The organism is Clostridium sp. LXY-7 (assembly GCF_056172015.1).
Window position 1 is genome coordinate 368,339 of the sequence record NZ_JBLLJL010000005.1, and the last position, 25,641, is coordinate 393,979.

Below are 25,641 nucleotides of genomic sequence, written 5' to 3' on the forward strand. Positions count from 1 at the left end.
ATACTTCTAGTAAAGTATATTGAATAATAGCTTAATAAATTCCTCTAACCAGTATCTTTACAGCTTTCACACTTATAAATTGTTGATTCCTTCAAAGTTGAACTTTGAGCTCTTACTTTTGCTAATATTCTCTCTAGTGATTCCTGCTTTACTTGAACCATAAAAGTTTCTCTTCTTTTCATTTAAATATCCTTCGAATTTATTTCCAAATAAGGTTTCTGGTCTTAGATATTTCTCATAGATAGTTCCTCTCCATTGATCAGATTTTTTATCGATAACCCTTTTAAAATCTTCAAAAGAAAAGCCCTCCTTAACTCTAGCTCTTATAAAAAGCCTAGTTTTCTTTGAGTGTACTTTAAAATTACTTTCACACTTTTCATTGAGATAGGTGACAACCTGACTATATATATTATTATTATCTATAATAGAGTTATTTTCTAATAGAATAATCTTTGTTTGGTCAACTTTGACTTGCCCCTCAATACATTTTTTATCATCCTCTACTGTTAAATCTGTACTAAGGGTAGTACATTTTTCACCCTCTATTGATGGCATATCCTCATCTTTACCTCCTTTAATAGATACCTCATTACCCATTAGTAGTTTTTCATAGTTCTCCTCATGGATATAAACATATAAAAAGGTTCCCTTGCTGTCCCTTTCCACATGTCTAATTAAAAGGTTACCTAGATTTCCTTGAAACATCCTCTTTAGCTTCTGTTTTTGAGCATTAAAAAGTCGCTCCTCTGCACTTGCAGTGAAGCCTTCTTCTCTATGCTCCTTAACCTTGCAGTCCTTAACCAAAATAGGTAAATCCTCAATAATTTTCTTATAGCTCACTAAATAACAACATTTATTCTCTTTCTCCATGAATTTTCTCTTCATAGCACCAGTTTCTTTAAAATCGATGAACCATCTAAGTATCAATAAATCATCAGTACTTAATCCTAATTCCATAGCACCTAATTGGTTAAAACCTAAAATATTATACTTCATATCCATCCTCCTATTCACCCTTCTACCTTATATATACAAGTCAATAAACCTTAGGGCTAATAAAGATTTTAAAAAACAGCTTTGTTTTAATATAATTGTGATTTTTAAGCTTCATATTGAAATAGAGCAACGGAAAAAACTTTATGCTAATTAACTGATTATATTAAAAAAAGAGCCAGATTCACATCTGACTCTCACTTTGAATTATTCTTCAGCTTTAAGATATCATATCCCCGTGCTGAAGCTTTTCCTCACTCATTATCATATTATAATATTTTCCTCTCTTTTCAATAAGCTGTTGATGAGTCCCTTTCTCTAATATCCGCCCATCTGATAATACTAATATCTTGTCAGCATTTTGTATTACCGATAAACTATGAGCTATCATAATCACTGTTCTATCCTTGTTTAAAAGATTTTGTATAGCCTTTTTAACTGCTAACTCATTTTCTATATCCAAAGATGCAGTGGCCTCATCTAACAAAAGTATTGGACTATCTTTCAGTATAGCTCTTGCAATAGATATACGCTGACGCTCTCCACCTGATAGTTGGTTTCCATTTTCACCTATGATTGTATCATATCCTTTTTCTAACTTTTGTATAAAATCATGACAATTTGCTTTTTTAGCAGCTTCTATAATTTCCTTATCTGTGGCCTTTGGACGAGCAAATTTAATATTATTTTTAATAGTTTCATGAAATAAAAATACATCTTGATCTACCATAGATATAAAATCTAAAATCTTCTCTGGACTTTTATTTTTGATACTAACTCCTCCAATAGATATATCTCCTGACTTAGGATCATAGAATTTAGATATAAGATTTAGAATAGTGGATTTCCCTGAACCTGAGTCCCCTACTATAGCCGTAAGCTTACCTTCTTCGGCTTTGAAACCAACGTTTTTAAGTACTGGCTCACCTTTTTCATATTCAAAATCTACACCCTCAAAATCTATGTCATATCCTTTCGGAGAAAAATCTTCACCACTATCCAATATCTCTTTTTCATCTACTAAACTTGCAATTGCTTTTTTAGATATAACTAAATTTTTGTAAGATGTTAAATCTATAAATACCACTCCCAAAAGTTTAACCAAATACATAGGTATAACTACCAGCACTACTAGCTGACTGGGTGCTAAGTTTCCATCTATCACAGCTCTTCCTGCTAATATGATAGATATTGGCATCAGAAGTCCTAACAACATATTAAATGTACTTCCTATTGGTATAACTTTAGCTTCATAAGTGTAGCTTATATTACTAATATCTTTTAACGATTCTCTAGTTTTTTTATTCTTTACACCTGCCATATTATATGCCTTAAATGTTTGTAATCCAGCAATATACTCCACTACATCACTAACATTTTCTGCTAATATTTCATTTTTAAGCTTACCATATTTAGATACTACTTTAATAGAAAAATGCATCACCGGAATAATACTTAAAGCCACTACTAAACATATTGTTCCAATGAGGAAATGATGCAGCATTAAATAGACTATCATTAAAGTTATCAAAGTAGAATTTTTAAGTATATCTCCTACTTTATGAGTGAGGATAGACTCATAGTTATTTACATCACTAGTCACAATATTTATATAATCTCCACTCTTTCTCTTAGAAAAATTAGAAAGTGGAATTTGTTTCATCTTTTGTCCTAAAAAAAGTCTAATATCTCTAGTCATATCAGCTCCACCTACATGACCTTGAGTATATCCCAAACTATAAATAGCAATTCTAATAAGATAAATGCATCCTATAGCAATACTCAATTTCACCAATTTATCCAAATCTAGATTGTTTTCAAACAAGGATTGTATAGCTATAAATATAACTCCAATACTAGAGCCTGATAATATACCTTCTAATAAGTTTAAAGCCATAGCTGTATAAAATTTTCTTCCCTTTTTCATATAATTGTTACTATTCAACATCCTCACCTACTTTCAATCCATAGGATATATTCCGTGCTTGATTGTAATCAGTCCAAGCTTTTTGATAATAACTGTTTGTACTAAACACTTCTTTATGAGTACCTAGTGCTTTTACTGTATGATCCTCTACCACCATTACACCATGGCATTTATTTACAATATTTAACCTATGAGCTACTATAAGTACAGTTTTATTTTTACATAAATTATCAATAGCTATATCTATTTCATACTGATTTTCAGGATCAGCCGCTGATGTTGCTTCATCCAATATAAGTATAGGAGCATCTTTCAAAATAGCCCTTGCTATAGCTATCCTTTGCTTCTCTCCACCGCTTAATCTAGAGCCGTAGTTACCCACCAAAGTATTGTAACCATGAGGTAAACTCTCTATAAAGTCGTGTATTTGAGCTTTCTTAGCCGCCTCCTTCACTTCTTCTAGAGTAGCCTCTGTGCCCATGTTGATATTCTCAAATATACTTTGTCTAGTCAAAAATGGCTTTTGAAAAACTATAGAAATATTCTCTAGTAGGTTTCCATATCCAATATCCTTTATATTTTCATTACCTATGCGTATGTCTCCAGTTTTAATATCATAAAATCTAGCCAGTAACTGAATAATGGTGCTTTTCCCTGCACCTGATTGCCCTACTATTGCTATTTTCTCTCCATCTTTAATACGAAAATTTACATTTTCTAGTACATTTACTTTATTATCGTAAGAAAAACTTACATTTTTAAATTCAATATCATGTTTTTTAGGAAATGGTCTTTGTGTATCTTCTAACTTTTGTATATCTAATACTTCTATAATATTGTGAATACCTTTAAGCACCTGTGACAAACTAGAACCTAATTCCATCAAAGCTTTTAACTCTACTAAATACATAGATCCCACAAAAACAAACAATATAAACTCTCCACCTTGTAAAGTGCCTTGAATAAGCTTATAACCACCTATTGGTATTAAAAATGCAACAGCACTCTCCAATATGACTATAAATGTGGCAAATGGAGGTCCTACAGTATAGGATATTTTTTTCCATAAACTACTATGTTCATCTATTGTATTTGCAAACTTAGTATAAGAATCCTCACCTAAGTTGTAGGCTTTAATAAGTCTCATACCACCAATATAATCTATCATAGTGGAGTTTAGATTACCCATGACTCTACTTAGATTTTCTCCCTCATTGCTCATTTTCTTAAAAATATATACCTGTATTAATGCGATAATAGGTATAGGTGTCAAAGATACCAATGCCAATACCCAATTAACTGTACATAAATATACAAACACCGCAATAGGTCCTGAGGCATACATCACAAGCTCAGGCAAGTGATGAGCTAAAAACAGCTCTAACTTTTCAATATCATCATTGATAACTCTTTTAATATCTCCAGACTCTTTTTCATTTAAATTTCCTAAACCTACCTTTGATATATGTTCTATCACCATACAACGAACCTGATACAGAGCATTGTAGGCTCCTTTATGAGATAGTCTGATTCCCATAGATAAAAATACATTTCGCACTAATACACCTAAAAATATAATTAAACTGTAGCTAATCATTACCTCTCTAGTAAAATGGCCTAAATATAAACTTTCTAATATCCTATATATGCCCATATAAGGCACCATCATAGATGCTCCACTTACAAGTCCTAGGGCCATAGCTCCATATAGCTTGTACTTCTCCTTGCCGGCCCAAGTAAACAAAAGTTTCAAAGGCTTTCGGGTATTTTTTTTCATTCCATTACCTTCTTTCTTAATACCTTTTTCATGGTACCTTATTGTTAATCAACACTAGTGGTACCTTTAGTATATTTAATCAGCATTAAGTTTTCAGCTCTTCACAGATAAAAATAGCCCGTTTCAAAATCATATTGATATTGATATTCAATGTCGTTTATTTCATAGAATTTCTATACTTTAACGGGGTCATACCATAAACCGCTTTGAAATTCTTAGCAAATTTACTACTATTGGCATATCCACACAAAAGAGAAATCTCAAGCACCGTATATTGACTTTCGATAAGTAATTCCATAGCTTTTTGCATACGATATTTTTTTATATAGTTAAACACAGTATTCCCATATACACCCTTAAATCCCTTTTCTAAATTAGTTACATTGGTTCCTACCATATCTGCTAACTCAGGCAGGGTTATCTTTCTATCCAAATTATCTACAAGTATCCTTCTGGCTTTTTTGATTTTATCTACATAATTTTTTTGAAAATACACAGCTTCTGTAGTAGTATCCTCAGCCTCTGACATTAAATGAAGAATTAACTCCGCTACCTTTATCTTTAAAAAATGCTTTCTATACTCTACTGGTATGGCGTAAAAGGCCTTGAATATATTGTCTAGTCCTTCATTTCCATGACTCACTATACATGTATTTGATTCAAAAATAAAATCAAAAAAGTCCTCTTCCCTAAATTCATTTGTCTGTAAAAAAGTGTTAAGACTCTTAACAGCCTCTGGCAAATAGAGCATCACCGTAATACCTTTGCAATGTTTATCACTAAAACTAAAATTGAGTATATCCACATTGTATCCAAATATGCTAATATCTCCACTAGTCATATATACATATTTATTGTTTACTAGTTCTGCTTCCATATGACCTTCAAGGCAATAATTAATTTCTATACATTTCTTTTCTAACTCAAGGCCTTTTTTCATAGAACCGTACATAGTAAAATCATTATAAATAATCTCTATCCCATCCATAGGATTGTAGCTAATCATATTCCCAAATCCCATATTAGGAGCTATATTGTATATCACTGCATCTCCTTTATCAATTACACTTCTCAACATCCCTTTAAAAAACTGCTCATCAGCATCCATTCTTCTCATCCAACTACTCCTTTTAATAGTAGTAAATTCCACTTAAACAATAAAAAACTCCTTAAGTTTCCTATGATTACTAGGACTCACCTCATATATATCACTTATTTTTCTATTTCTAAACTCTATAACCTTGTGGCAGGTACTAGCCACCAGTTCATAATCATGGGTAATCACGAAAACTATCTTCCCTGCCTCTGATAATTTTCCAATAAGTGCGGACACTCTCTCCATATTGTTAAAATCTAACCCACTGGTAGGCTCGTCAAAAATAATCACATCCTTATTGCAAAGTATACTAGTGGCCACCACCAATCTTTGCTTCTCTCCACCGGACAAAGCCATAGGGTGCTTTTCTCTATGCTTGTACAAATCTAACTCTTTCAGCACATCTTCAATACTGCAATGGCATTCACACTGATATCCAAGGGCACACTCACTCTCCACACTATCTGAAAATAGCTGATGATTTACATCTTGCATCACCATATAAAAAGACTTCAACCTATCTTTAGGCTTGGTATTAGAACCATCATAACATATGCTGCCCTTAGACTTTTTATCTATACCACAAAGAGCTCTTGCCAGAGTAGATTTACCCTGTCCATTGTTACCTATAATTCCTATTACTTCACCACTTGATACCTGAAAATTGATGTCCTTCATTATATTTGTCTTTCCATAATGAAGCTCCAGCCCCTTCACCTCTAAAGAAACATGTCCACACGATTTCAAATTAGCCCCTAACTCCACTTTGTTCAAATCCAAATGCCTAAGCCCACACCGCTCTCTATCCTGCTGACTTAGCATAAAGAACTCATTGCCACTGTACTCGTCTTTAATAACTCCATCTTCCATATACACCACTCTATCTACTATATCTTTCAAAAAATACAGTCTATGCTCTGCAATAATTACAGTCTTCCCTTGACACTTTAACATCATAAGTATTCGTCTAATCTCTTCAATAGTCTGTATATCTAAATTGGAAGAAGGCTCATCTAGTACATATACATCAGGTGAAAGAGCATATATAGAAGCAAAAGCTATCTTTTGCTTCTCTCCCCCTGACATCTTAAAAATGCTCCTATCATAAAGCTCCTCTAGTCCCAAATCAGCTACTGTACCATTGACTCTATCCACTAGTTTTGCTATAGGATAAGACAAATTTTCCATGACAAAAGCTATCTCACTACTAACATCTACATTAAAAAACTGAGTCTTGGGATTTTGAAACACAGACCCTACTCTACTAGCAATCTCGTGCATCTTTGCATCTCTAATATTGACTCCATCCAAATACACATTTCCACTTAGCTCTCCACTATAAAAATGCGGAATCAAACCATTGATTAACCTAGTAATAGTAGTTTTTCCGCAGCCGCTCTTTCCACAAAAGAGTACACACTCTCCCTTAGCTATGTCTAAGTTTATGTGCTGGACTCCCCTACCTTCACTACCACTATATGTATATGTAACATCTTCTATCCTTATCATATTCATCACCTACATTAAAACTTTTATCAAAAGCCCTAAAAAATAAACACTACACACTATATCCATTATATTAAAGCCTATTTCCTTTAAAGAAGTTCGGGTAGTAGGACTATCAATCCCACGAGCAATAGCAGACTGTGACATCTCATCAGCAATCTTAGATGCTGATACAATCATAGGTACATACACATGCTCTATAGTTTCCTCTGGTCTTCTCAAAAATCCACCAACAGACGGGAAAATTCCTCTAATCTTCATAGCATTTTTAATATTCCCAATATCATCCATAGCCATAGGAAAATACCTTAAAGTAACTGCCATTGGTATCAAAATACTCTTAGGCACTTTAAGTTTATTCATAGCAGCCATAAACTCATTGACTTTTGTACTAGCGATCAAAGCCTTACCCAATATAGCACAAGGAAACAGCTTTCTCACAAAGGCTGTAAAAGTCACTATGAAAATCTTCCCGCCTATAGGTAAATAAAGAGCCGCTAAATGCTGTATCCCCATTAAAATCACATAGACAATCCCCATCTTTAGTACAAACTTATACTCACCACACAAAACACTAAACATCAAAGCAGAAAAAATCAGTACCATCTCATATCGCATACTTGGAGATAAAAAAATGATCACATTACAAAGAACCAAAACAAAAATTTTGGTTCTTGGGTCTAATTCTATAGGTTGGCTCTTAGAGCCTCCATCCATTATTGAAATCATATCCATTACACAACACCTGCTTTTGCAAATTGTTTTTTCACTAACTTCCTACCTAAACTAGCGCTTATATAAGAAGCCACCAAAGTACCTACCACCATAGCTGGAAGCACCAATCCATAAGCATGTTGCACCATCACTTCCATATATTCAGTCTCTGTCCCCTTACCTACCAAATAATTCACATATGATTGTCTGTCTAGCCACAACATCACATAAGATGAAATAGGATTGAGAGAATATACCATAAATGCTATGGTATTCAGCTTTAAATTCTTGAAATTCCCTGCCCTTGCAATCTCACCTGACACAAAACCCAGAACAGCGCACACAACAGCCCATATCCAAAACATACCTGTAAAAAAAAGCATAATTCCCATAATAATACCAAGAATAATCATAGGCCCTCTCTTTGGCACCTTCTGAAGTAGTAGCATATAAATAGGTCCCGTCAAAATAGCCACCGATACAGGCATGACAAAAGTCAGCACAGGATTAGGCGCAAACAGCACACCTCCAGCCATAGTAGCTATAAAAAATAACACACAAAATACCCCAGTAGTAATCAAATCCTTTGAATCCATCTTCTCACTTGAACTAGCCATAAAACCTTCTCCCTTATATGAAAATATCACTTGTATGTAGTATATTATCTATATGAAAGTTTTTCTGCTCCATTCATAAAAAAATAGCCTAATCAATCACCGTACTGATAATGATTATCATTATAATATATAGATTGTAATAACGAAACTACATTATACAAATAGGCTTAAATATAAAATAATATTAATTAGAACTTCATATTATTCCTGTTCAACCGTTTCGAAACCTTGATTTACTAAGTCTCTATTCTAGTAAAAACCTAAAAGACAACAACTCGCTTCACTCGAACAAGTTGTCTTTCTTAACGCTTTTTACTTTCATAGAAACTAAGTAAATCTAAGGTTCCTGCAAATGGTATTCACAGTAATAATATGAAGTTCAATTTAAATAGCTTATAAAAGAAAGCCTATTTGTATAATGTAGAAACTTGATCACAACTTATATAAAATAAATTACTTAATTTAATAATTGGTCTATCTATTACATTTAAAACATGAAAGTGAAATTGTAGGGAATATGTTTATTAATATGAAAGAAGATGAAGTAAACATTAAATATGGTTGAGTAGATGATTGGTTTGTTTTAAAAAACACAAAGGGAAGATTATATCATAGTGATTTTTAAAATCATCCTGATATATCTCCCCTTATACGAATAAAACTCCTATGATAAGCTGTATACAAATGTATTGTCTACAGCATAATAACTAATTTCTTAACCAACCTTTTAGATTTCAAGAAACATAGTAAATAAAATTTTTCTTTTCCTTACCTGATGTAGTGAAAACTTTATAGGTTAATATAATTTAATTATATGTTATTTTTTTCTTAATTTCAAGATATTTAACAATGTTTTAATATTGCACCCTTGATATTCAAAGTTTCTATAAAATAGAAAAGCTCAACTTATGTTGAGCTCAAAGGAAAGAGATTATTAACGTTTCATAATCAGGAAACATTATTACAATATTATATTACCATAAATATACACTTTGTAAATTTTGGTTTTATGATACTCTTTCTATCATCTATCAGCTAATCAAATAATTGTATAACCCCTAAGTTTTTTATTTAGGCTTTATTTTAATATGTAGCGCTAAAATCAACAACCATTTAAAACAAAGCTTTTACTTTAAAGGAGCAATTACTCTATCCAAAATTCCATTTAGCTCTGCAATAGCAGTTCCAAAATTAGTTATAGGTATTTTATTTTCTCTACATCTTTCTATTCTAGATAATACCTCTGCTCTATTAAGCATACATGCTCCACAGTGTATTACTACTCTATATTCATTTAAGTTAGTAGGAAAATCTTTTCCTGTAAAATTTTCTATTTGTACTTCTCCATATTTCTCTCTTATCCATTTAGGTAACTTTTCTCTAGCAATATCACCTTTTAGTGAATGATGGGTACAGGCTTCTGCTATTAGCACCTTATCTCCTGACTTCAGAGTACTTATTACTTTGGCCCCTGTAATAAACTCCTCAAGTTCACCTTTATATCTTGACATGAGAATTGAAAAAGAGGTTAAGGGTATTGACTTCTCCAATTTAGAGTTCACTATGCCAAATACTTGGGAATCTGTTATAACTAAATCTGGCTTTCCATTTAATATGCTCAATCCTTCTTCTAAATTATCTAAAGTTACAGTTATGGGTATAGCCTTATGATCTAGTAGATCCCTAATAATCTGTACCTGTGGAAGAATAAGCCTTCCCTTCGGCGCCTGAATATCCTGAGGAGCTACTAATAAAACCCTATAACCTGGCTTAACTATATCACCTAAAATGCTCTCTCTTTCATAATCGCTAGGCACATTACTAATTAAAAGTTTCTTAAGTTCCTCTATATTTTTTCTCTTTTTAGCACTAATATCTATAAAGTTTATATTGAAGCTCTTTTTTAGCTCCTGAAGCTTTTCTTCAATGATGTATTCATTGACCGCAACATCACTCTTATTTATTACTCCTATCACTGGTATATTTCTCTTTTTTAAAAATCCATACCACTGTAGTTCTAAAGATAAATCATTATTTTTCTCAATTAAATCCTCAAATGAAAAAATTAAAAGTGCTATATCTGTCTTATCTACAACATCTTTAGTTCTTTCCATTCTTAGTTCACCAATATGGCCCACATCATCAATTCCAGCAGTATCTATAATTACTACTGGTCCTATTGGTAGTAGCTCCATAGCTTTATATACTGGATCTGTGGTAGTTCCTTTCACCTCTGATACTAAAGCTATATTTTGATTAGTAATACTATTTATCACACTGGATTTACCTGCATTCCTCTTTCCAAATATACCTATATGAAGTCTATTAGCTCTTGGTGTATCCATCATAGTTTTTCCCACACTTTCTAAAACCTTAAATCTCTTTCGCCATTTTTAATTCTTTCTACTCTCTCTCTTGCTACTTCTCTAGCTTTTTCATTTGGTATAGTACATAAGTTATCCTTTATTATCTTTTCCCCTAATTCTCTTGTTCTATCTGTTCCATAATCCTCAATAAATTCCTGCAATGTTAGTAACGCATTACTTAGGCATACATTATTAATCTGTCCACTTTTGGCCAATGCCATAAATCTATCTCCAGTTCTACCTTCTCTATAGCAAGCTGTGCAATAACTTGGAACATAGCCACTCTCCATAAGACTCTCAAGTATTTCTATAGGTGATCGCTGATCTCCAACTTCAAACTGTGGTTTTTCATCTGCAAATTTTTCATGCTCAGCATATCCACCAACACCGGTACAAGAACCAGAACTAACCTGTGAAATTCCTAGGGCTATTATTTCATCTCTCAATCCTACTTCCTCCCTAGTTGATAAAATCATTCCGGCATATGGTACTGCAAGTCTTAACACTGCTACTACCTTTTTAAAATCTTCATCATTAACTAAATGTGGATAGTCCTTTAAACTTACATTTTCAGCTGCTCTAAGTCTTGGTACTGAAATAGTATGAGGACCTACTCCTGTAGATTTCTCTAATTCTTCGGCATGCATAAGCATAGCTATGGTTTCATACTTATGGTCGTATAATCCATAAAGTACCCCAATACCTACATCATCAATTCCCGCTTCTCTTGCTCTATGCATAGCAGTAGTGTGATAATTATAATTGTGTTTAGGCCCATTAGGATGCATTATCTCATAGGTTTCCTTATGGTATGTCTCTTGGAAAAGTATATAGGTTCCTATTTCAGCTTCTTTTAATCTTCTATAATCCTCTACTGAAGTTGCAGCTATATTCACATTAATTCTTCTGATAGCACCATTATCAAATTTTAGTGAATAGATTTCTTTTATGCATTCTAACACATATTCAAGAGGAGTGTTCACTGGATCTTCTCCTACTTCTAGGGCAATTCTCTTATGTCCAAGACTCTCAAGAACTCTTACTTCATCCTTTAATTCATCCATACTGAGCTTTCTTCTTTTTAATTCCTCATTACAGTGCTTATATCCACAATATACACAATTGTTAACACAATAATTACCAACATATAATGGAGCAAACATAACTATACGCTTTCCATATATAGTTTCTTTTACTTCTCTAGCGGTTTTGAACATGTCCTTTAAAATATCTTCATCCTCTACAGAAAGAAGTATTGCCGCCTCTCTGTGAGTAAAACCTTTGGCAAGTTTAGCTTTATCTAATATACTATTTATCACATTTCTATCCTTTGCTAATTCTTTACCTTCCTCTATACAGTTAATTATCTCGCTATTAATTATAAAATCCTCAGCACTATATTCTATCATTTTATTAAATCCCCCTATTATTAGTAATAATTCTTTCTAAAGAACGAATAAAATCTTCTAATTCACGTCTCTCTTCCCTCGGCACATATCTTTCAATAATTTCATTAATTAATAATTTACTTTCCATATTCCTCAACTATTTCTTAGTAATAGCAGCTTTCACTGATACTCCACTTAATTTTCCAAGCTTTCCAGTCATGGCTGATATCTCATCTACTGACCCATCAGCTATAATGGATATAACACTCAATTCTTTCTCCTTATAAGGTATTCCCATTCTAGCTACAATAATCTCATTAAATTCATGCAATATATCATTTACTTCCCTTGCCATTGTTATTTCTTCTACAATTATTCCTATCACCGCAATTCTCTTTTCCACAACTACATCCTCCTGTAATAATTTGTAACGACCCCTGGGGTCATCCCATAAAATGTAATCACCCCAGGGGTCGTTACATTTATTTACAATAAAAAACACCAGCACAAAGTGTTGGTGTAATAATCTTGCATTAGTTTAGTATGTAAGGCATAAATCACCATACTAAGCTACAACTAACTAAGCCTATGGTTACTCTACCATAGGAATGTTATATATCCACCACCCTTTTGTTTAGAAACTCCTTACAATTAGGTTTTCATATATTTTTTGAATATATTTAATCTCGATTATGGGATTTAATTCTCATAATAAAGATTATGTATAATTTCATTTTACTACTGGAATATTATTTAGTAAATAGATAACTTTCTGTCAATTTCCTATTGTATTTTTCATATATATAAGTTGCAATAAAGATAATTCATATTACAAGTATGTTTAATAAATTGTTGAAATTGAGCTTCATATTATCACTGCGAATACCATTTGCAGAAAGCTTAGATTTACTTAAGCTCTATAAAAGAAAAAATCGTTAAGAAATACAACCTGTCCGAACGTAGTGAGTTGTTGTATTTTAGATTTTTTATTGAATAGAACTTTAGTAAATCAAGGTTTCGAAACGGTTGAGCAGGGATAATATGAAGCTCATATCAATTAATTTATAATGTAGAAACTTTATTACAACTCATATATTTAAATATTTTTTATTTTTAATTTTGTTATGAATTACCACCTATATTTCTATAAAATTAAAGCAAACTAATTTTAATAACGTTTTTATTTCTTATAGCTGAATTTAGGAGGTCAAAAATGAGAAGTGTTAAATTTACTTTGAAATTTATTTGTTTTCTACTTCTTATCCATAGTTTTTTTATATTTTCATCTATTCCTGCTTATGGTGTACCGACTTCAACTAAGGAATTGTCATCTAGTGAAAAAATCATTTATTTGACTTTTGATGATGGCCCCAGTGTAGTTACTTATAAAATTTTGGATATATTAAAAAAATATGATGTGAAAGCAACCTTTTTTATAATAGGTAATCAAATTGAAGGCTTTGAGCCAGCCATAAAGAGAATTCAAGATGAAGGGCATAATATTGGGCTTCATAGCTATACTCATAACTTTAAAACTATATATTCTAGTAGGAAAAAATTTATTGATGAAATGAAGAAATGTCAAGATGAACTCTATGACATAACAGGAATAAGATATAATGTAATAAGATTTCCTGGCGGTAGCACAAAACGCTTAAGTGAAGAGTTTTTAGATCAGCTTCATAGTGAAAAATTTAAGATATATGATTGGAATGCCTATATGTCTGATGGTCTTAATTGTAAAACCAGTCCCTACAAATTATATAAAGAGGCCACTTCAACTACAGTATCAAAATATCCTATAATACTATTAATGCACTGTGACTATACTCATAAAAATACCTGTATAGCACTACCTGATGTAATTAAATACTATAAAGATTTAGGTTTTGAATTTAAGGTTATCACTGAGGAAACTCCTGAATTATATTTTCCTATAAAAGCACAAAAATAAAAGAGTAATGAGCTCTTTTATTTTTATTTCTAAAATTTTCACTGCTCTGTGTAATCTAATTACTTCTAGAATTTATGTCTATTTATTTAGATTATCTACAGATTATTTTTAATTTACTAACATTTGTGGAATTGTTATACTAAAATAAAATACATTATCTAAGGAGGACTTAAAAAATGAATTCTCATCAAATTGATTTTAATTTATACGGTGATGATATGCAATTCGTAGAAATCGAGCTAGATCCATGGGAAACCGTCATTGCAGAGGCTGGAGCTATGATGATGATGGATAATAGCATAACTATGGAAACTATATTTGGAGATGGCAGTTCAAATAATGGTGATAATGGAGGTCTCTGGGGTAAGTTAGGTGGTGCTGCTAAGAGAGTTCTTACCGGTGAAAGTCTGTTTATGACTGCCTTTACCAACAGTGGCGTGGCAAAAGAAAAAGTTGCCTTCGCTTCCCCATATCCTGGAAAAATTATTCCTATGGACCTTTCTATGTATGGTAATAAAATAATATGTCAAAAAGATGCTTTTTTATGCGCAGCTAAGGGTGTTAGCGTAGGAATTGACTTTAAGAGAAAACTTGGTACTGGTTTCTTTGGCGGAGAAGGTTTTATACTTCAAAAGCTTGAAGGTGATGGAATTGCCTTTGTTCATGCAGGTGGGACTATAATAAAGAAACAATTAGCTCCTGGGCAAACCTTAAAAATAGACACTGGTTGCTTAGTTGCCATGACTCAACACATTCATTATGATATTCAATTTGTAGGTGGAATTAAAAACACTTTATTTGGTGGAGAAGGAATTTTCTTTGCTACTTTAACTGGCCCTGGCGAAGTTTGGATTCAAAGCTTACCATTTAGTAGACTTGCATCAAAGGTATTTGCCGCGGCGCCTATGTCTGGTGGAAAATATGGCAAAGATGAAGGAAGTATCTTAGGTGGACTTGGAAATTTATTTGAGCGCTAAGTAATATCTTTAGTATTTCTCTTCAGATAGCTATGTCTCTAATTATTATATTTGGATTTGTTTTAAACAAGTGTTGATTTTAGAACTACATATTATTGCGAAGCAAACCATTTGCAGGAAGATTAGATTTACTTAGATTCCTGCAGAGCAAAGGAATCTCTAGTTGCCTGTACCCGGATGGGTGAACTTATGCAAAGCTGTGAGTAATAATATGTAGTTCATTATCAACACTGTATTAAAACAAATCCTTATATTTTTAATTCTATCTTTTTAATTTACCTTGCTTTACTTTTTTCTCATGAATTTCTTCAATTTCTTTAGGCTCTATTCCTGCCATAACTTCTATTTCTTCCATACCCCTATACTGCGAAAGCATGTTTTTTGTTACCTCAACAGCTTCTTCATGCATTCCCTTTGGTAATTTTCTCATAATTTTCTCCTCTCTTCAATGAGACATATTCAAAAAAATAACTAGTCAGTATTCTTGTCTATTTTATTACATATGCCTAAAATTAAGCTTCATATTTATTATTGCTGAAATTAGAAAAATTATTTATTAAATAAATTTTTTATTTGTATCACTATAAATGGAACTAATGATAAGCCATATATAGTCCAATATTGTTTCCAAGTAAGGCTAGCCACTTCAAAAACCCCATGTAATCCCGGCAATAATAATACTAAATTTAAAAATACTAATCCTATACTAAAGGCTATCCATAAATATCTATTTGAGAAGAACTTAGCATCTTTAGATCTACTATTGAATCCATGAATTAGTCTAGATAGGCATAGTGTGCCAAAAGCCATAGTGCTTCCTACCATATTATCTCCAGTTTTCACTCCTATGTGGAAAGCAGTCATTGAAGCTATTGCTATTAACAATCCTTCAAATAATATAGTAAGTCCAAATTTCTTAGTTAATATTGGAGAATCTATATCTCTAGGCGCTTCTTTCATAATCTCATCGCTATGATGCTCAATTCCTAGAGCTATAGCTGGAAGACTATCTGTAAGTAAGTTTATAAATAATAGATGCACTGCTGCAAAAGGCACTGGTAATGCTACTAAGGATGCATATAATACTGATAATACTGCACCTGTATTTCCTGAAAGCAAAAACTTAATAGAATTTTTAATATGGGCATATATATTTCTTCCATTAGATATAGCTTTTACAATAGTAGCAAAGTTATCATCAGTAAGTACCATAGATGCAGCATCCTTAGCTACTTCTGTACCTGTAATTCCCATAGCAACTCCTATATCAGCTTGTTTAAGTGCAGGAGCATCATTAACACCATCGCCAGTCATAGCTACAACATTTCCTTTTTCCTGCCACGCACTAACTATTCTAATCTTATGCTCTGGAGAAACTCTTGCATATACTGATATGCCCTCTACTTTTTCCCTAAGTTCCTCATCACTTAATCCATCTATTTCCGCTCCCTCTACTGCCATACTACCTTCTTGTAATATACCTATTTGCTTAGCAATAGCTGAAGCCGTTATCTTATGGTCTCCAGTTATCATAACTGGTCTGATTCCAGCCTTTATACACTCTTCCACCGCCTTAGCTGACTCTTCTCTTGGAGGATCCATCATAGCAATTAATCCCATAAACACTAAATCATTTTCATCTTCTAATCCAATATTTTTTACTTTTTCCATTCTCTTAAATGCAAATGCTAAAACTCTAAGACCAGCTTTAGAAAACTTTTCGTTTATGCTCTCAATTTGTTTTCTATCTTCTTTAGTTATCTCTCTAATGCCAGTTTCATCTTCTATTTTTATTACTCTATCAATAATTACATCAAGAGCACCCTTAGTAAATAACAGATTTTTTCCACCTATTTTATGAGTTGTACTCATGAGCTTTCTATCTGAATCAAAGGGTATTTCACTTAATCTTGGATATTCCTCTCTAATCTTTAATTCATCTAGTTTATATATATCCGCTAAATTTACTAGTGCGACTTCCGTTGGATCACCCATCTCCTTGCCATCTAGAGTTACTGAGTCATTACATAATATACTCATTAATAATAGATTGTTTTCAAGCTCAATGGATCTATCTAATTCATCATGATTAATTTCTTTACCATCTACATATAATTTTTTAACAGTCATTTTATTTTGAGTTAGTGTTCCTGTTTTATCTGAACAAATTACAGAAACACTACCTAATCCTTCTACTGCTTGAAGTTTTCTTATGATAGCATTTTCCTTAGCCATCTTTTGAGTACCTAGTGCTAGAACTATAGTAACTATAGATCCTAATGCCTCTGGAATAGCTGCTACTGCAAGAGCTACTGCAAACATGAAGGAGTCAATAAATTCACTTCCTCTATATACATTTAATAAGAAAATTCCTGCACTTATAAACAATATTATAATGGCAAGGGTTTTACTAAATTTATCTAAATTAATCTGTAGTGGGGTTTTCTTTTCTTTAGTATTTTCTAAAAGTTCTGCAATTTTACCAATTTCAGTAGTCATACCTATATTAGTAACAAGAATCTTTGCTCTACCATAGGTTACAAGACTTCCAGAGAATACCATATTCTTTCTATCTCCAATGGGTACATTATCTTCTTTTATTACATCTTGGATCTTTATAACACTTTCTGCTTCTCCTGTTAGAGAACTTTCATTCACTTGAAGGCTATAATTTTCAAGTATTCTACCATCTGCAGCCACAAAATCACCTGCATCTAAAAATAAAATATCACCCACTATCAACTCCTTTGATGGAATTTCTAGCCTCTCACCATTTCTGAATACCTTAGCTATGGGCGAAGACATTGCCTTTAAACTACTTAGTGATTTTTCTGCCTTAACATGCTGTACGGTTCCCAAGATGGCATTTAGAATTACTACAACAAATATAACTATTGCACTTTCAATATGTCCTAAAAATATAGATATAGTAGCAGCTCCAATAAGTATTAATACTAACAAATCCTTAAACTGCTCTAAAAATACTTTAAACACTGTTTTTTTAGCCTTCTCTTCTAGTTCATTGTAACCATATTCACTTCTTCTTCTTTCTACCTCCTCTTTGGTTAATCCATTATCTGATGTAGTTAATAACTTCATTAATTCTTCTTTAGATTTTTTATAAACTTGCTTCATTTTAAAACTCCTCCCAATAATTGATAACAAAAAAAACAAGCCCTTTAATATAATCCCCAAATTTCATGAAGATTATATTAAAAGTCTTGTAACCTTTTAAGGTATATAGTACCAGGAACTTGCGTCGCCGTAGTGTTGATACTACATTTATTACTACTCCCTTTTAATATAGAAGCATCTACTATTAACTTAAGCATATGTTATTATAAATCAGTCGATAAGTCAATGAACTTTTTATATATTTTTTAAGAATTTTAATACACATTTATAAATAATGTATAATATTTCATATTTATGATTTTATTTGAAACCATCTTCCTCCATGTTATAATATAGATATATTTTAAAGGAGGTTTATGTTATGGTTTTAGGAGTAATGTATTCTCTAGTTCCTATATTTACAATACTAACTTGTATATCTATAATCTCTGTATGTTTCTGGGGCATTCGAGCTCTCAAAGTTTATATTGATAAAAATACGAGAAACTTTAAATAAATCGTGAAGCAATTTATTTAGTGAAGTGCAACCGGAGATTGCATATAATCCCTCGCTTTTCTCTCTCAAAACATTCACTGGCAAAGCCTATTCTCTACATCTCTGGCATACTTCACTGCAAGTATATGCTGCGCTTATCTATGCCTACTGCGTATTATTTCCACCCATAATCAGATCCATAAATCCAATATTTAATTCCTTAGTAAGTCCTTCTAGTTTATTAATTTGCTCCTCTGCACCTTTTGCAGTAGCATACCCCTTAGATGCTAAAATTACCCCATCTAAGCTATTCATGTACCTATTGTGAATAAAATTAGCTTCCTCACTATGCTCAAGTAAATTAGCCCTTTCCCTTAAAGCCATAAGTGTATTTATATTCTCATCCACTGATTTATTTTCTTTTATTTCATCTATGGCCTTATATGCTTCTGAGGATATATTTTTTACTTCTTTAGTGTAAGCAAAGTCTGTTTTATATCTATTTATCTCGTAACTTATAGGTTTCTTTGCTATAAATATATTATATGCAGATATTCCCACTGTTAAAATGAGAATTATAGCTATAATTGCTTTAAAAATTCCTTTTAAAAATTTTATAGCTAACATTAATAATCCTAATCCAACTAACAATAATAAAATATTGTCCATAGTAAATCCACTCATATCAATTCCCCTCTCCATTTTTTTGTATTATATCACATATTAATGCTAAACTCTTAAGTTTTATTCATAAAATATAAAGAAAAGTAAAAGCAAGGCTTTTTACGGGGGAGTATTGCCTTGCTTTTAGTAAGTTTTCATTTATCATATGAAAAGTCCTTTTATTAACACAGCTAAAAAAATTGGACAATTAAACTGGCTAATTATATATCAGTTTTTAACATCTTTCTTTACAAATATAACAAAAGATATTGCAACTAATATTACAGCTAATATAGCTAGCTGTATTGCTCCCATATTAGGATTTAATATAACATTATACTGCTCTTTAAGCATATTGGCATAATATGGACTCATATGGAAAGATGATAAATTCATATATGGTAATATAGTTTTAGAAACCCATGTCATTTTTAAGTTTGCCATAACCAAAGTAGCTGGTGAAGAACCTAAATACATCACAATAGTTAGTCCTACAGCTAGTGCCGTATTTTTAATTATAGTAGATATAGCAAAGGCTAATGCTATTATGAATATTAAGCTGATACTTGAAAATAAAAGCTTAGGTATAATAGATATAAGATAGCTTTTTTCTACTATAGCACCGCCGCTATATGCTAGAATTTTTGTGGAAAATCCACCAAAACCATATAAGAGTCCACTTGAAAATATAACTAGTAGTACAGTGGAGATAAGAGTTGTGTATCCTATGATAAATACTGCTGATAATTTTGAGAAAAGTATTTTCCATCTTGTCACTGGTCTTATCATAAGAAGTCTTATGGTTCCAGTGGAGTATTCAGATGAAACAATTCCTCCAGCTATTATAACGCATAGTATTATAGCTACTGATACATATATAAGATATATAGTATCTACAGAGCTTCTTGCATCCTTATGAAAATCAATCTGCGGTACATCGGTTTTTAAACTATGCCAATCTAAAGCTATGCTTTCATTTATTTTCTGTTGGTTTTCCTCATAGGTTTTCTTATAGCTTTCATAGGTAACTCCTTTACCTATTTGATACATATATTGTTGATTAAATTCTTCTTCACTTAAAACAGGTTGTCCCTTTGAATCAATGTTATAAGCTAAGTCTTTAATAGTTAAGTTTCTCCAATCTCCATTGTCATAAGGAATTTTATTATCATATCTGTATTGAGTAGCCTGTAAACGTTCCTCTGTCATTGCCAATTGTAGTTTACTACTCTCTATAGCTTTTCCTAGCTCTTTATTTTGTGGCTCATTTTTAAGCTGTTCTTCCATAGTTACTATTTCTTTTTTCTGCTGCTCAATTGATTCTTTAGATAATGCTATACTACTATCTAAAAATTTAATATAATCATTCTTTATTATTGCTTCCTCTATGGATGTCTTTTCTTTATTTACCTTGTCTAGAGTTCCCTGAAGTTCTTCCTTTGGCATTTCAAAATATCTAGTAACATCCTCTTCAGCTAATGAATAGGAATGAGTTAATATAGTCTCTTTGTCATAACCATCTAACATAGCTTCAATAGCTATACTCTCTGTCTCTTTTTCAACCCATTGACTCGCACTCTCAGATCTCCAATCCTCGTAGGATATCTTATTATCTATTAATAGGTTATATTGTTTCTTTTCTGCCTCATAATAACGTTTCTGAAGCATATCTCCTTTTTTATTACTATTTTCAATGCTCTGCATATTCATATCTAAATAAGAAATTTGATTTTTATAATTTTCTATATACCAATCATCATTTCCCAACTGTTGTAAAAATTTCACTCCAAAGGGTAGTAGTAAGCTTGAAAGTAGTATTAAAATTACTATAACCTTAACGCTGACTTTTTTATATTGTTTTATCAATTCATTTTTTATAAGTCCATTTATTTTTCCCATTTTCCTTCTCCTTTAACTAAGATATTTGCCCTTTTGACCCATTGGTTATCTCCATGAATTCATCCTCAAGGGTTTTTGATACAATAGATATCTCGTATACTGAAATATCCTTTTCGGTTAAATACCTATTTATCTTAGCTATTTCTTCACGAGAACATCGCAATCTTAGTTTACTTTGGTACTCTTCCATTATTATGTTATTATCATTATCTTTTATAATTTCTATTACTTTGTTTACCTCATTTACGTCTAAAGAATAAGTATTGATATCTGAATTATTGTCTTTAATGTCTTTTAAGGTTTTAATATCTATTATTTTTCCACTATCTATAATTCCAAATCTGTCACACATTAGCTCCATCTCACTTAAAAGGTGACTTGAAACTAGTACTGCTAACCCTTCTTTTTCAGCCAAATATCTAAGGTTATCCCTTAACTCTTTTATCCCCATAGGATCTAGACCGTTAGTAGGTTCATCGAGAATAAGTAGTTTTGGTTTATGTAATAATGCTTGGGCTACTCCAAGTCTTTGTCTCATTCCTAAAGAATATTTTTTAACCTTATCATCAATACGATTTTCAAGCTTAACTATTTTAACTACTTCATCTATCCTTTCTTTTGAAACCTTTCCATGCATCCTTCCATAAATCTCAAGATTATCACGTCCTGATAAATATCCATACATCTCAGGATTCTCTATAATACCACCTACATGCTTTAATGCTCTCTCAAAATTATTCTTAACATTACTTCCATTGATGAAAACTTCACCTTCATCTATACTTAAAAGTCCTGTAATCATCTTAATTGTAGTGGTTTTACCAGCTCCATTTGGTCCTAAAAATCCAAATATTTCACCGGAATTTACTGCAAAACTTACATTATCAACAATTTTTCGTTTTCCTAAAGTTTTACTAACATTTTTCAGCTCTAATACTACTGCCATCTTTTCACCTCATAGTTTTTATTACTTTGTATCCATATAATTTCTGTTGTTTTACAGATTCATATTTTTTATTACTAAAGTCATTATATAGTAACAAATTTGATTTTATAAGGGGTTTAAGAGTACTTTAAGAAAGTCTTAAGAAAATTGTAAGAATTGATTCTAGCATAAAAAGTTTTGTATCAAACTTGAACAGAAGTGTATCTAATAACATGAATAAATTTAATTATATAGATTGTAATAATGAAACTACATTATACAAATAGGCTTAAATATATGTAGTTTGAATCATAAATTTATAAAAATTAATGTAAATTTATTCATTTACATTTTTCTTTAAAATCTTAAGAGAAATAGAATATTATGTGTAATAAATTAACTTTTTTATAAATAATTATAAAGATTTTGATAAAAAGTAAATGTGTCTATTTACTATTCCCCTTACTACAATGAAAGTATACTAAATTTTAAAAGGGGTGTTTTTATGAAGAAAAAATTAATTTCCATCTTAGCATCTTTGGCCTTGGTTACAACAGTTTCATTTCATTATGTAGACACTAATGCTTCTCCAGTTCCTACAAAAAATAAATCTGCTATTTTACAGGAATTCAAAAAGCTTAGTGATGGAAAAGATAGTTCCTATTTTGAAAATGACAATGGAATGCAGTTATTTGTTACCGGAATTTTATCAAAGGAAACTAGTACTTCTTTTGATAGCGCTATTAAATTTTTAGATGATAATATTTCTTTATTTGATATGAAGAATTTAAATAATGGATTTAGCCCTATTAAAATAGAAAAAGATAATCTTGGGTTTACTCATATGAAATTACAACAAACCTTCAATGGAAAATTAGTTTATGGAAAGACTATAACTATTCATTTTAACAAGGATGGAGTTATAAGTGGAATGACAGGTACTCTTGAAAATAGAATAAATAGTATAGTTAAAAAAAGCAATGCTCCACTAAATGAAAAAGATGCTATAGAAAAAGCTAAACTTTCAAAAAGTTTTACTGAGTTGAGTGAAACTCCTGTAGCTAAAAAATATGTATATTTTAATGGACAAGCTGCCTATGAAGTATATAAAGTTAATATCGTATATGAGGAGCCAGAAATAGGTAGTTGGGAAATTTTCGTTGATGTATATAGTGGAGATATTATAGATAGTATAAGTAAATTAAGAGGTGATGGCGCTACTACAGGCACAGGTGTTGCTGTCAATGGAACTTCTAGATCTTTAAATGTATATCAATCTGGTAGTCAATATCAATTAAAAGATGTAAGTAAAGCCATGTCTGGAACTATTAAGACCTATACTGCTAATAATAAAAATACTGAAACAGGCACCTTAGTTACAAGCTCTACAACCACCTTTACTGACAAAGCTGCTGTAAGTGCTCATAGCTATGCTGAAGTCGTTTATAATTTCTATAAAAATTTATTTAATAGAAATAGTATAGATGGAAATGGTATGTCTATAGATTCCGTTGTTCACTATGGTTCAAAATATAACAACGCTTATTGGAATGGATATAAGATGATTTATGGTGATGGTGATGGATCTGTGTTTAAAGCACTTTCTGGAGATCTAGATGTAGTAGCTCATGAAATGACTCATGGAGTAACAGAATCAAGTGCTAATTTAGTATATGCTAATCAACCAGGAGCACTAAATGAATCCATGTCAGATATTTTAGGAGTCCTAGTACAAACCTATGACAAATATAATGTTCAAAACGGTGGTCAATGGAGCTTTAATTCATCAGATTGGGTAGTAGGCGATGAAGTTTATACTCCTAATACACCAGGTGATGCATTAAGAAGTTTAGCTAATCCAACACTTTATAATCAACCTGCTCATATGACCAACTATAAAAATCTTCCCAATACTCAAGCTGGAGACTGGGGAGGAGTTCACATTAATTCCGGAATACCAAATAAAGCTGCATTTCTTGTTGCACAATCTATAGGATGTGAGAAAACTGCTAATATATACTATAGAGCATTGACTGTATATTTTAACTCTAACACAAATTTTTCACAAGCTAGATTGGGTCTAGTACAAGCTGCAAAAGATTTATATGGTGCTAATTCAACAGAAGCTCAAGCTGTAATCAATTCATTTACTTCAGTAGGAATTAATTAACACCTAATTATTAAGAAATAAATTATCTTTAGAAATAGTTGACTCAAAATGATTAAAAATCATTTTGAGTCACATCCTCTTTTTAGTACAAATAGCTATATTATAAAAATTAAATTAACTAGAACTTCATATTATTACTGCTCAACCGTTTCGAAACATTGATTTACTAAGACTATATTCAAGCAAAAAGCTAAAAGACAACAACTCGCTTTACTCGAACAGGTTGTCTTTCTTAACGCTTTTTGCTTTCACATAGCCTAAGTAAATCTAAGGTTCCTGCAAATGGTATTCACAGCAATAATATGAAGTTCAATTTCAATATTTCATAAAATAAAAACCTATTTATATAATGTAGTTTCATTATTGAAATCTATATATTTAAATTCAAATTTATTATATGCCTGTATAACTTAGAAACTTAATTATAACTTATATATTAAGCTTTCATTCTAACTCTAAGAGGAATTTCCAATTCTTTTGATAGTTTTTTACATTCTTCAATTTCACCTTCAGAAAGGGGCTCATCCACTACTGAGAAATGTACCTCCTTAATATTTTTCTTTGCTTCTTTTGAGAATTCTAATAATGCCTCAAAAGATTTCTCACCGAATTTAGGAGAACATATCTCAGCATATCTTTCTTTTGTAGGTGCATTTAAACTGATAGAAACAACATCAACCAAATCCTTTAGCATGGATGCTGTAGGTTTATTGTGTAAAAGATCTGATAATCCATTAGTATTAATTCTTATCTTAATAGGACTTATGGAACGTATATATTTACAAATCTCTATAACCTGATCTATCCTAACTAGCGGTTCACCATAACCACAGAAAACCAATTCATTAAACTCTAATAAATTATATTTCTTTAATTCCTCTATAACCTCTAAAGTTGTAGGCTCATGCTCTAACCATAAGCTTTCACTTCCATCAACACTGTCTCCTTCTTCTCTGATGCAAAAACTGCATCTGCATGGACATCTATTGGTTATATTAACATAAAACCCCTTTTCCACAGTATATAGTATAGTCAAAACTCTCACCTTCCCATTATTTA

The 25,641-nt window shown here is 31.6% G+C and carries 20 protein-coding genes; 3 read left to right on the top strand and 17 right to left on the bottom strand.

Translation table 11 applies throughout. The annotated features are described in order from the left end of the window. Positions 1-72: 72 nt before the first annotated feature. The 11 genes from ACI48Q_RS18130 to ACI48Q_RS18180 all read right to left on the bottom strand — a co-directional run bounded on the left by ACI48Q_RS18130 (position 73) and on the right by ACI48Q_RS18180 (position 12,787). Positions 73-996: a conserved phage C-terminal domain-containing protein gene (locus ACI48Q_RS18130; RefSeq protein ID WP_474920527.1), complete on the bottom strand. Its 924-nt coding sequence runs from the start codon at positions 994-996 to the stop codon at positions 73-75. Positions 997-1,213: 217 nt separating this feature from the next. Then, positions 1,214-2,938, bottom strand: coding sequence for an ABC transporter ATP-binding protein (locus tag ACI48Q_RS18135; protein ID WP_474920528.1), 1,725 nt, complete (start codon positions 2,936-2,938; stop codon positions 1,214-1,216). After that, the gene (locus ACI48Q_RS18140) at positions 2,931-4,697 is read right to left on the bottom strand and encodes an ABC transporter ATP-binding protein (RefSeq protein ID WP_474920529.1); all 1,767 of its coding nucleotides are present in this window, start codon (positions 4,695-4,697) and stop codon (positions 2,931-2,933) included. The genes ACI48Q_RS18135 and ACI48Q_RS18140 overlap by 8 nt, the downstream gene beginning before the upstream one ends. A 157-nt stretch (positions 4,698-4,854) precedes the next feature. Next, positions 4,855-5,814, bottom strand: a complete 960-nt coding sequence (locus ACI48Q_RS18145; protein WP_474920530.1) for a helix-turn-helix domain-containing protein — start codon at positions 5,812-5,814, stop codon at positions 4,855-4,857. Positions 5,815-5,847: 33 nt separating this feature from the next. Further along, on the bottom strand, positions 5,848-7,302 hold the full coding sequence (locus ACI48Q_RS18150; RefSeq protein ID WP_474920531.1) for an ABC transporter ATP-binding protein: 1,455 nt from the start codon (positions 7,300-7,302) through the stop codon (positions 5,848-5,850). Positions 7,303-7,311: 9 nt separating this feature from the next. Then, positions 7,312-8,034 carry an energy-coupling factor transporter transmembrane component T gene (locus ACI48Q_RS18155; protein WP_474920533.1) on the bottom strand — a complete coding sequence of 241 codons (723 nt, stop codon included), beginning with the start codon at positions 8,032-8,034 and terminating at the stop codon, positions 7,312-7,314. After that, complete coding sequence (locus tag ACI48Q_RS18160; RefSeq protein WP_474920534.1) at positions 8,034-8,630, bottom strand: MptD family putative ECF transporter S component; 597 nt, start codon at positions 8,628-8,630, stop codon at positions 8,034-8,036. The genes ACI48Q_RS18155 and ACI48Q_RS18160 overlap by 1 nt, the downstream gene beginning before the upstream one ends. 1,127 nt (positions 8,631-9,757) lie before the next feature. Next, the gene (gene hydF, locus ACI48Q_RS18165) at positions 9,758-10,978 is read right to left on the bottom strand and encodes a [FeFe] hydrogenase H-cluster maturation GTPase HydF (RefSeq protein WP_474920535.1); all 1,221 of its coding nucleotides are present in this window, start codon (positions 10,976-10,978) and stop codon (positions 9,758-9,760) included. 17 nt (positions 10,979-10,995) lie between these two features. Then, positions 10,996-12,405: a [FeFe] hydrogenase H-cluster radical SAM maturase HydG gene (hydG, locus tag ACI48Q_RS18170; protein ID WP_474920536.1), complete on the bottom strand. Its 1,410-nt coding sequence runs from the start codon at positions 12,403-12,405 to the stop codon at positions 10,996-10,998. A 4-nt stretch (positions 12,406-12,409) separates the two neighbouring features. Continuing rightward, complete coding sequence (locus tag ACI48Q_RS18175; RefSeq protein WP_474920537.1) at positions 12,410-12,532, bottom strand: hypothetical protein; 123 nt, start codon at positions 12,530-12,532, stop codon at positions 12,410-12,412. 9 nt (positions 12,533-12,541) lie between these two features. Continuing rightward, complete coding sequence (locus ACI48Q_RS18180) at positions 12,542-12,787, bottom strand: TM1266 family iron-only hydrogenase system putative regulator (RefSeq protein ID WP_474920538.1); 246 nt, start codon at positions 12,785-12,787, stop codon at positions 12,542-12,544. A gap of 810 nt (positions 12,788-13,597) precedes the next feature. On the opposite strand from ACI48Q_RS18180, the gene ACI48Q_RS18185 reads away from it, so the two are divergent. Next, entirely contained in the window at positions 13,598-14,338 is a 741-nt protein-coding gene (locus ACI48Q_RS18185) for a polysaccharide deacetylase family protein (protein WP_474920539.1), read from the top strand. A 176-nt stretch (positions 14,339-14,514) separates the two neighbouring features. Beyond that, positions 14,515-15,315, top strand: coding sequence for a TIGR00266 family protein (locus ACI48Q_RS18190; protein WP_474920540.1), 801 nt, complete (start codon positions 14,515-14,517; stop codon positions 15,313-15,315). 262 nt (positions 15,316-15,577) lie between these two features. Here the strand turns inward: ACI48Q_RS18190 and ACI48Q_RS18195 are convergent, their stop codons facing one another. The 5 genes from ACI48Q_RS18195 to ACI48Q_RS18215 form a co-directional block, all read right to left on the bottom strand. Then, positions 15,578-15,745 carry a hypothetical protein gene (locus ACI48Q_RS18195; RefSeq protein ID WP_474920541.1) on the bottom strand — a complete coding sequence of 56 codons (168 nt, stop codon included), beginning with the start codon at positions 15,743-15,745 and terminating at the stop codon, positions 15,578-15,580. A 119-nt stretch (positions 15,746-15,864) separates the two neighbouring features. Then, positions 15,865-18,450, bottom strand: coding sequence for a cation-translocating P-type ATPase (locus ACI48Q_RS18200; protein WP_474920542.1), 2,586 nt, complete (start codon positions 18,448-18,450; stop codon positions 15,865-15,867). A gap of 640 nt (positions 18,451-19,090) precedes the next feature. Next, positions 19,091-19,609 carry a hypothetical protein gene (locus ACI48Q_RS18205; protein ID WP_474920543.1) on the bottom strand — a complete coding sequence of 173 codons (519 nt, stop codon included), beginning with the start codon at positions 19,607-19,609 and terminating at the stop codon, positions 19,091-19,093. 207 nt (positions 19,610-19,816) lie between these two features. Continuing rightward, positions 19,817-21,487, bottom strand: a complete 1,671-nt coding sequence (locus ACI48Q_RS18210) for an ABC transporter permease subunit (RefSeq protein WP_474920544.1) — start codon at positions 21,485-21,487, stop codon at positions 19,817-19,819. A 16-nt stretch (positions 21,488-21,503) separates the two neighbouring features. Next, the gene (locus ACI48Q_RS18215) at positions 21,504-22,433 is read right to left on the bottom strand and encodes an ABC transporter ATP-binding protein (RefSeq protein ID WP_474920545.1); all 930 of its coding nucleotides are present in this window, start codon (positions 22,431-22,433) and stop codon (positions 21,504-21,506) included. Positions 22,434-22,917: 484 nt separating this feature from the next. On the opposite strand from ACI48Q_RS18215, the gene ACI48Q_RS18220 reads away from it, so the two are divergent. Beyond that, a complete protein-coding gene (locus ACI48Q_RS18220) occupies positions 22,918-24,582 on the top strand; it encodes a M4 family metallopeptidase (RefSeq protein WP_474920546.1) in 1,665 nt (554 codons plus the stop codon). A 436-nt stretch (positions 24,583-25,018) separates the two neighbouring features. On the opposite strand, the gene ACI48Q_RS18225 is transcribed toward ACI48Q_RS18220, so the two are convergent. Next, positions 25,019-25,618 carry a TIGR04100 family radical SAM protein gene (locus ACI48Q_RS18225; protein WP_474920547.1) on the bottom strand — a complete coding sequence of 200 codons (600 nt, stop codon included), beginning with the start codon at positions 25,616-25,618 and terminating at the stop codon, positions 25,019-25,021. Between the last annotated feature and the right edge of the window lie 23 nt (positions 25,619-25,641).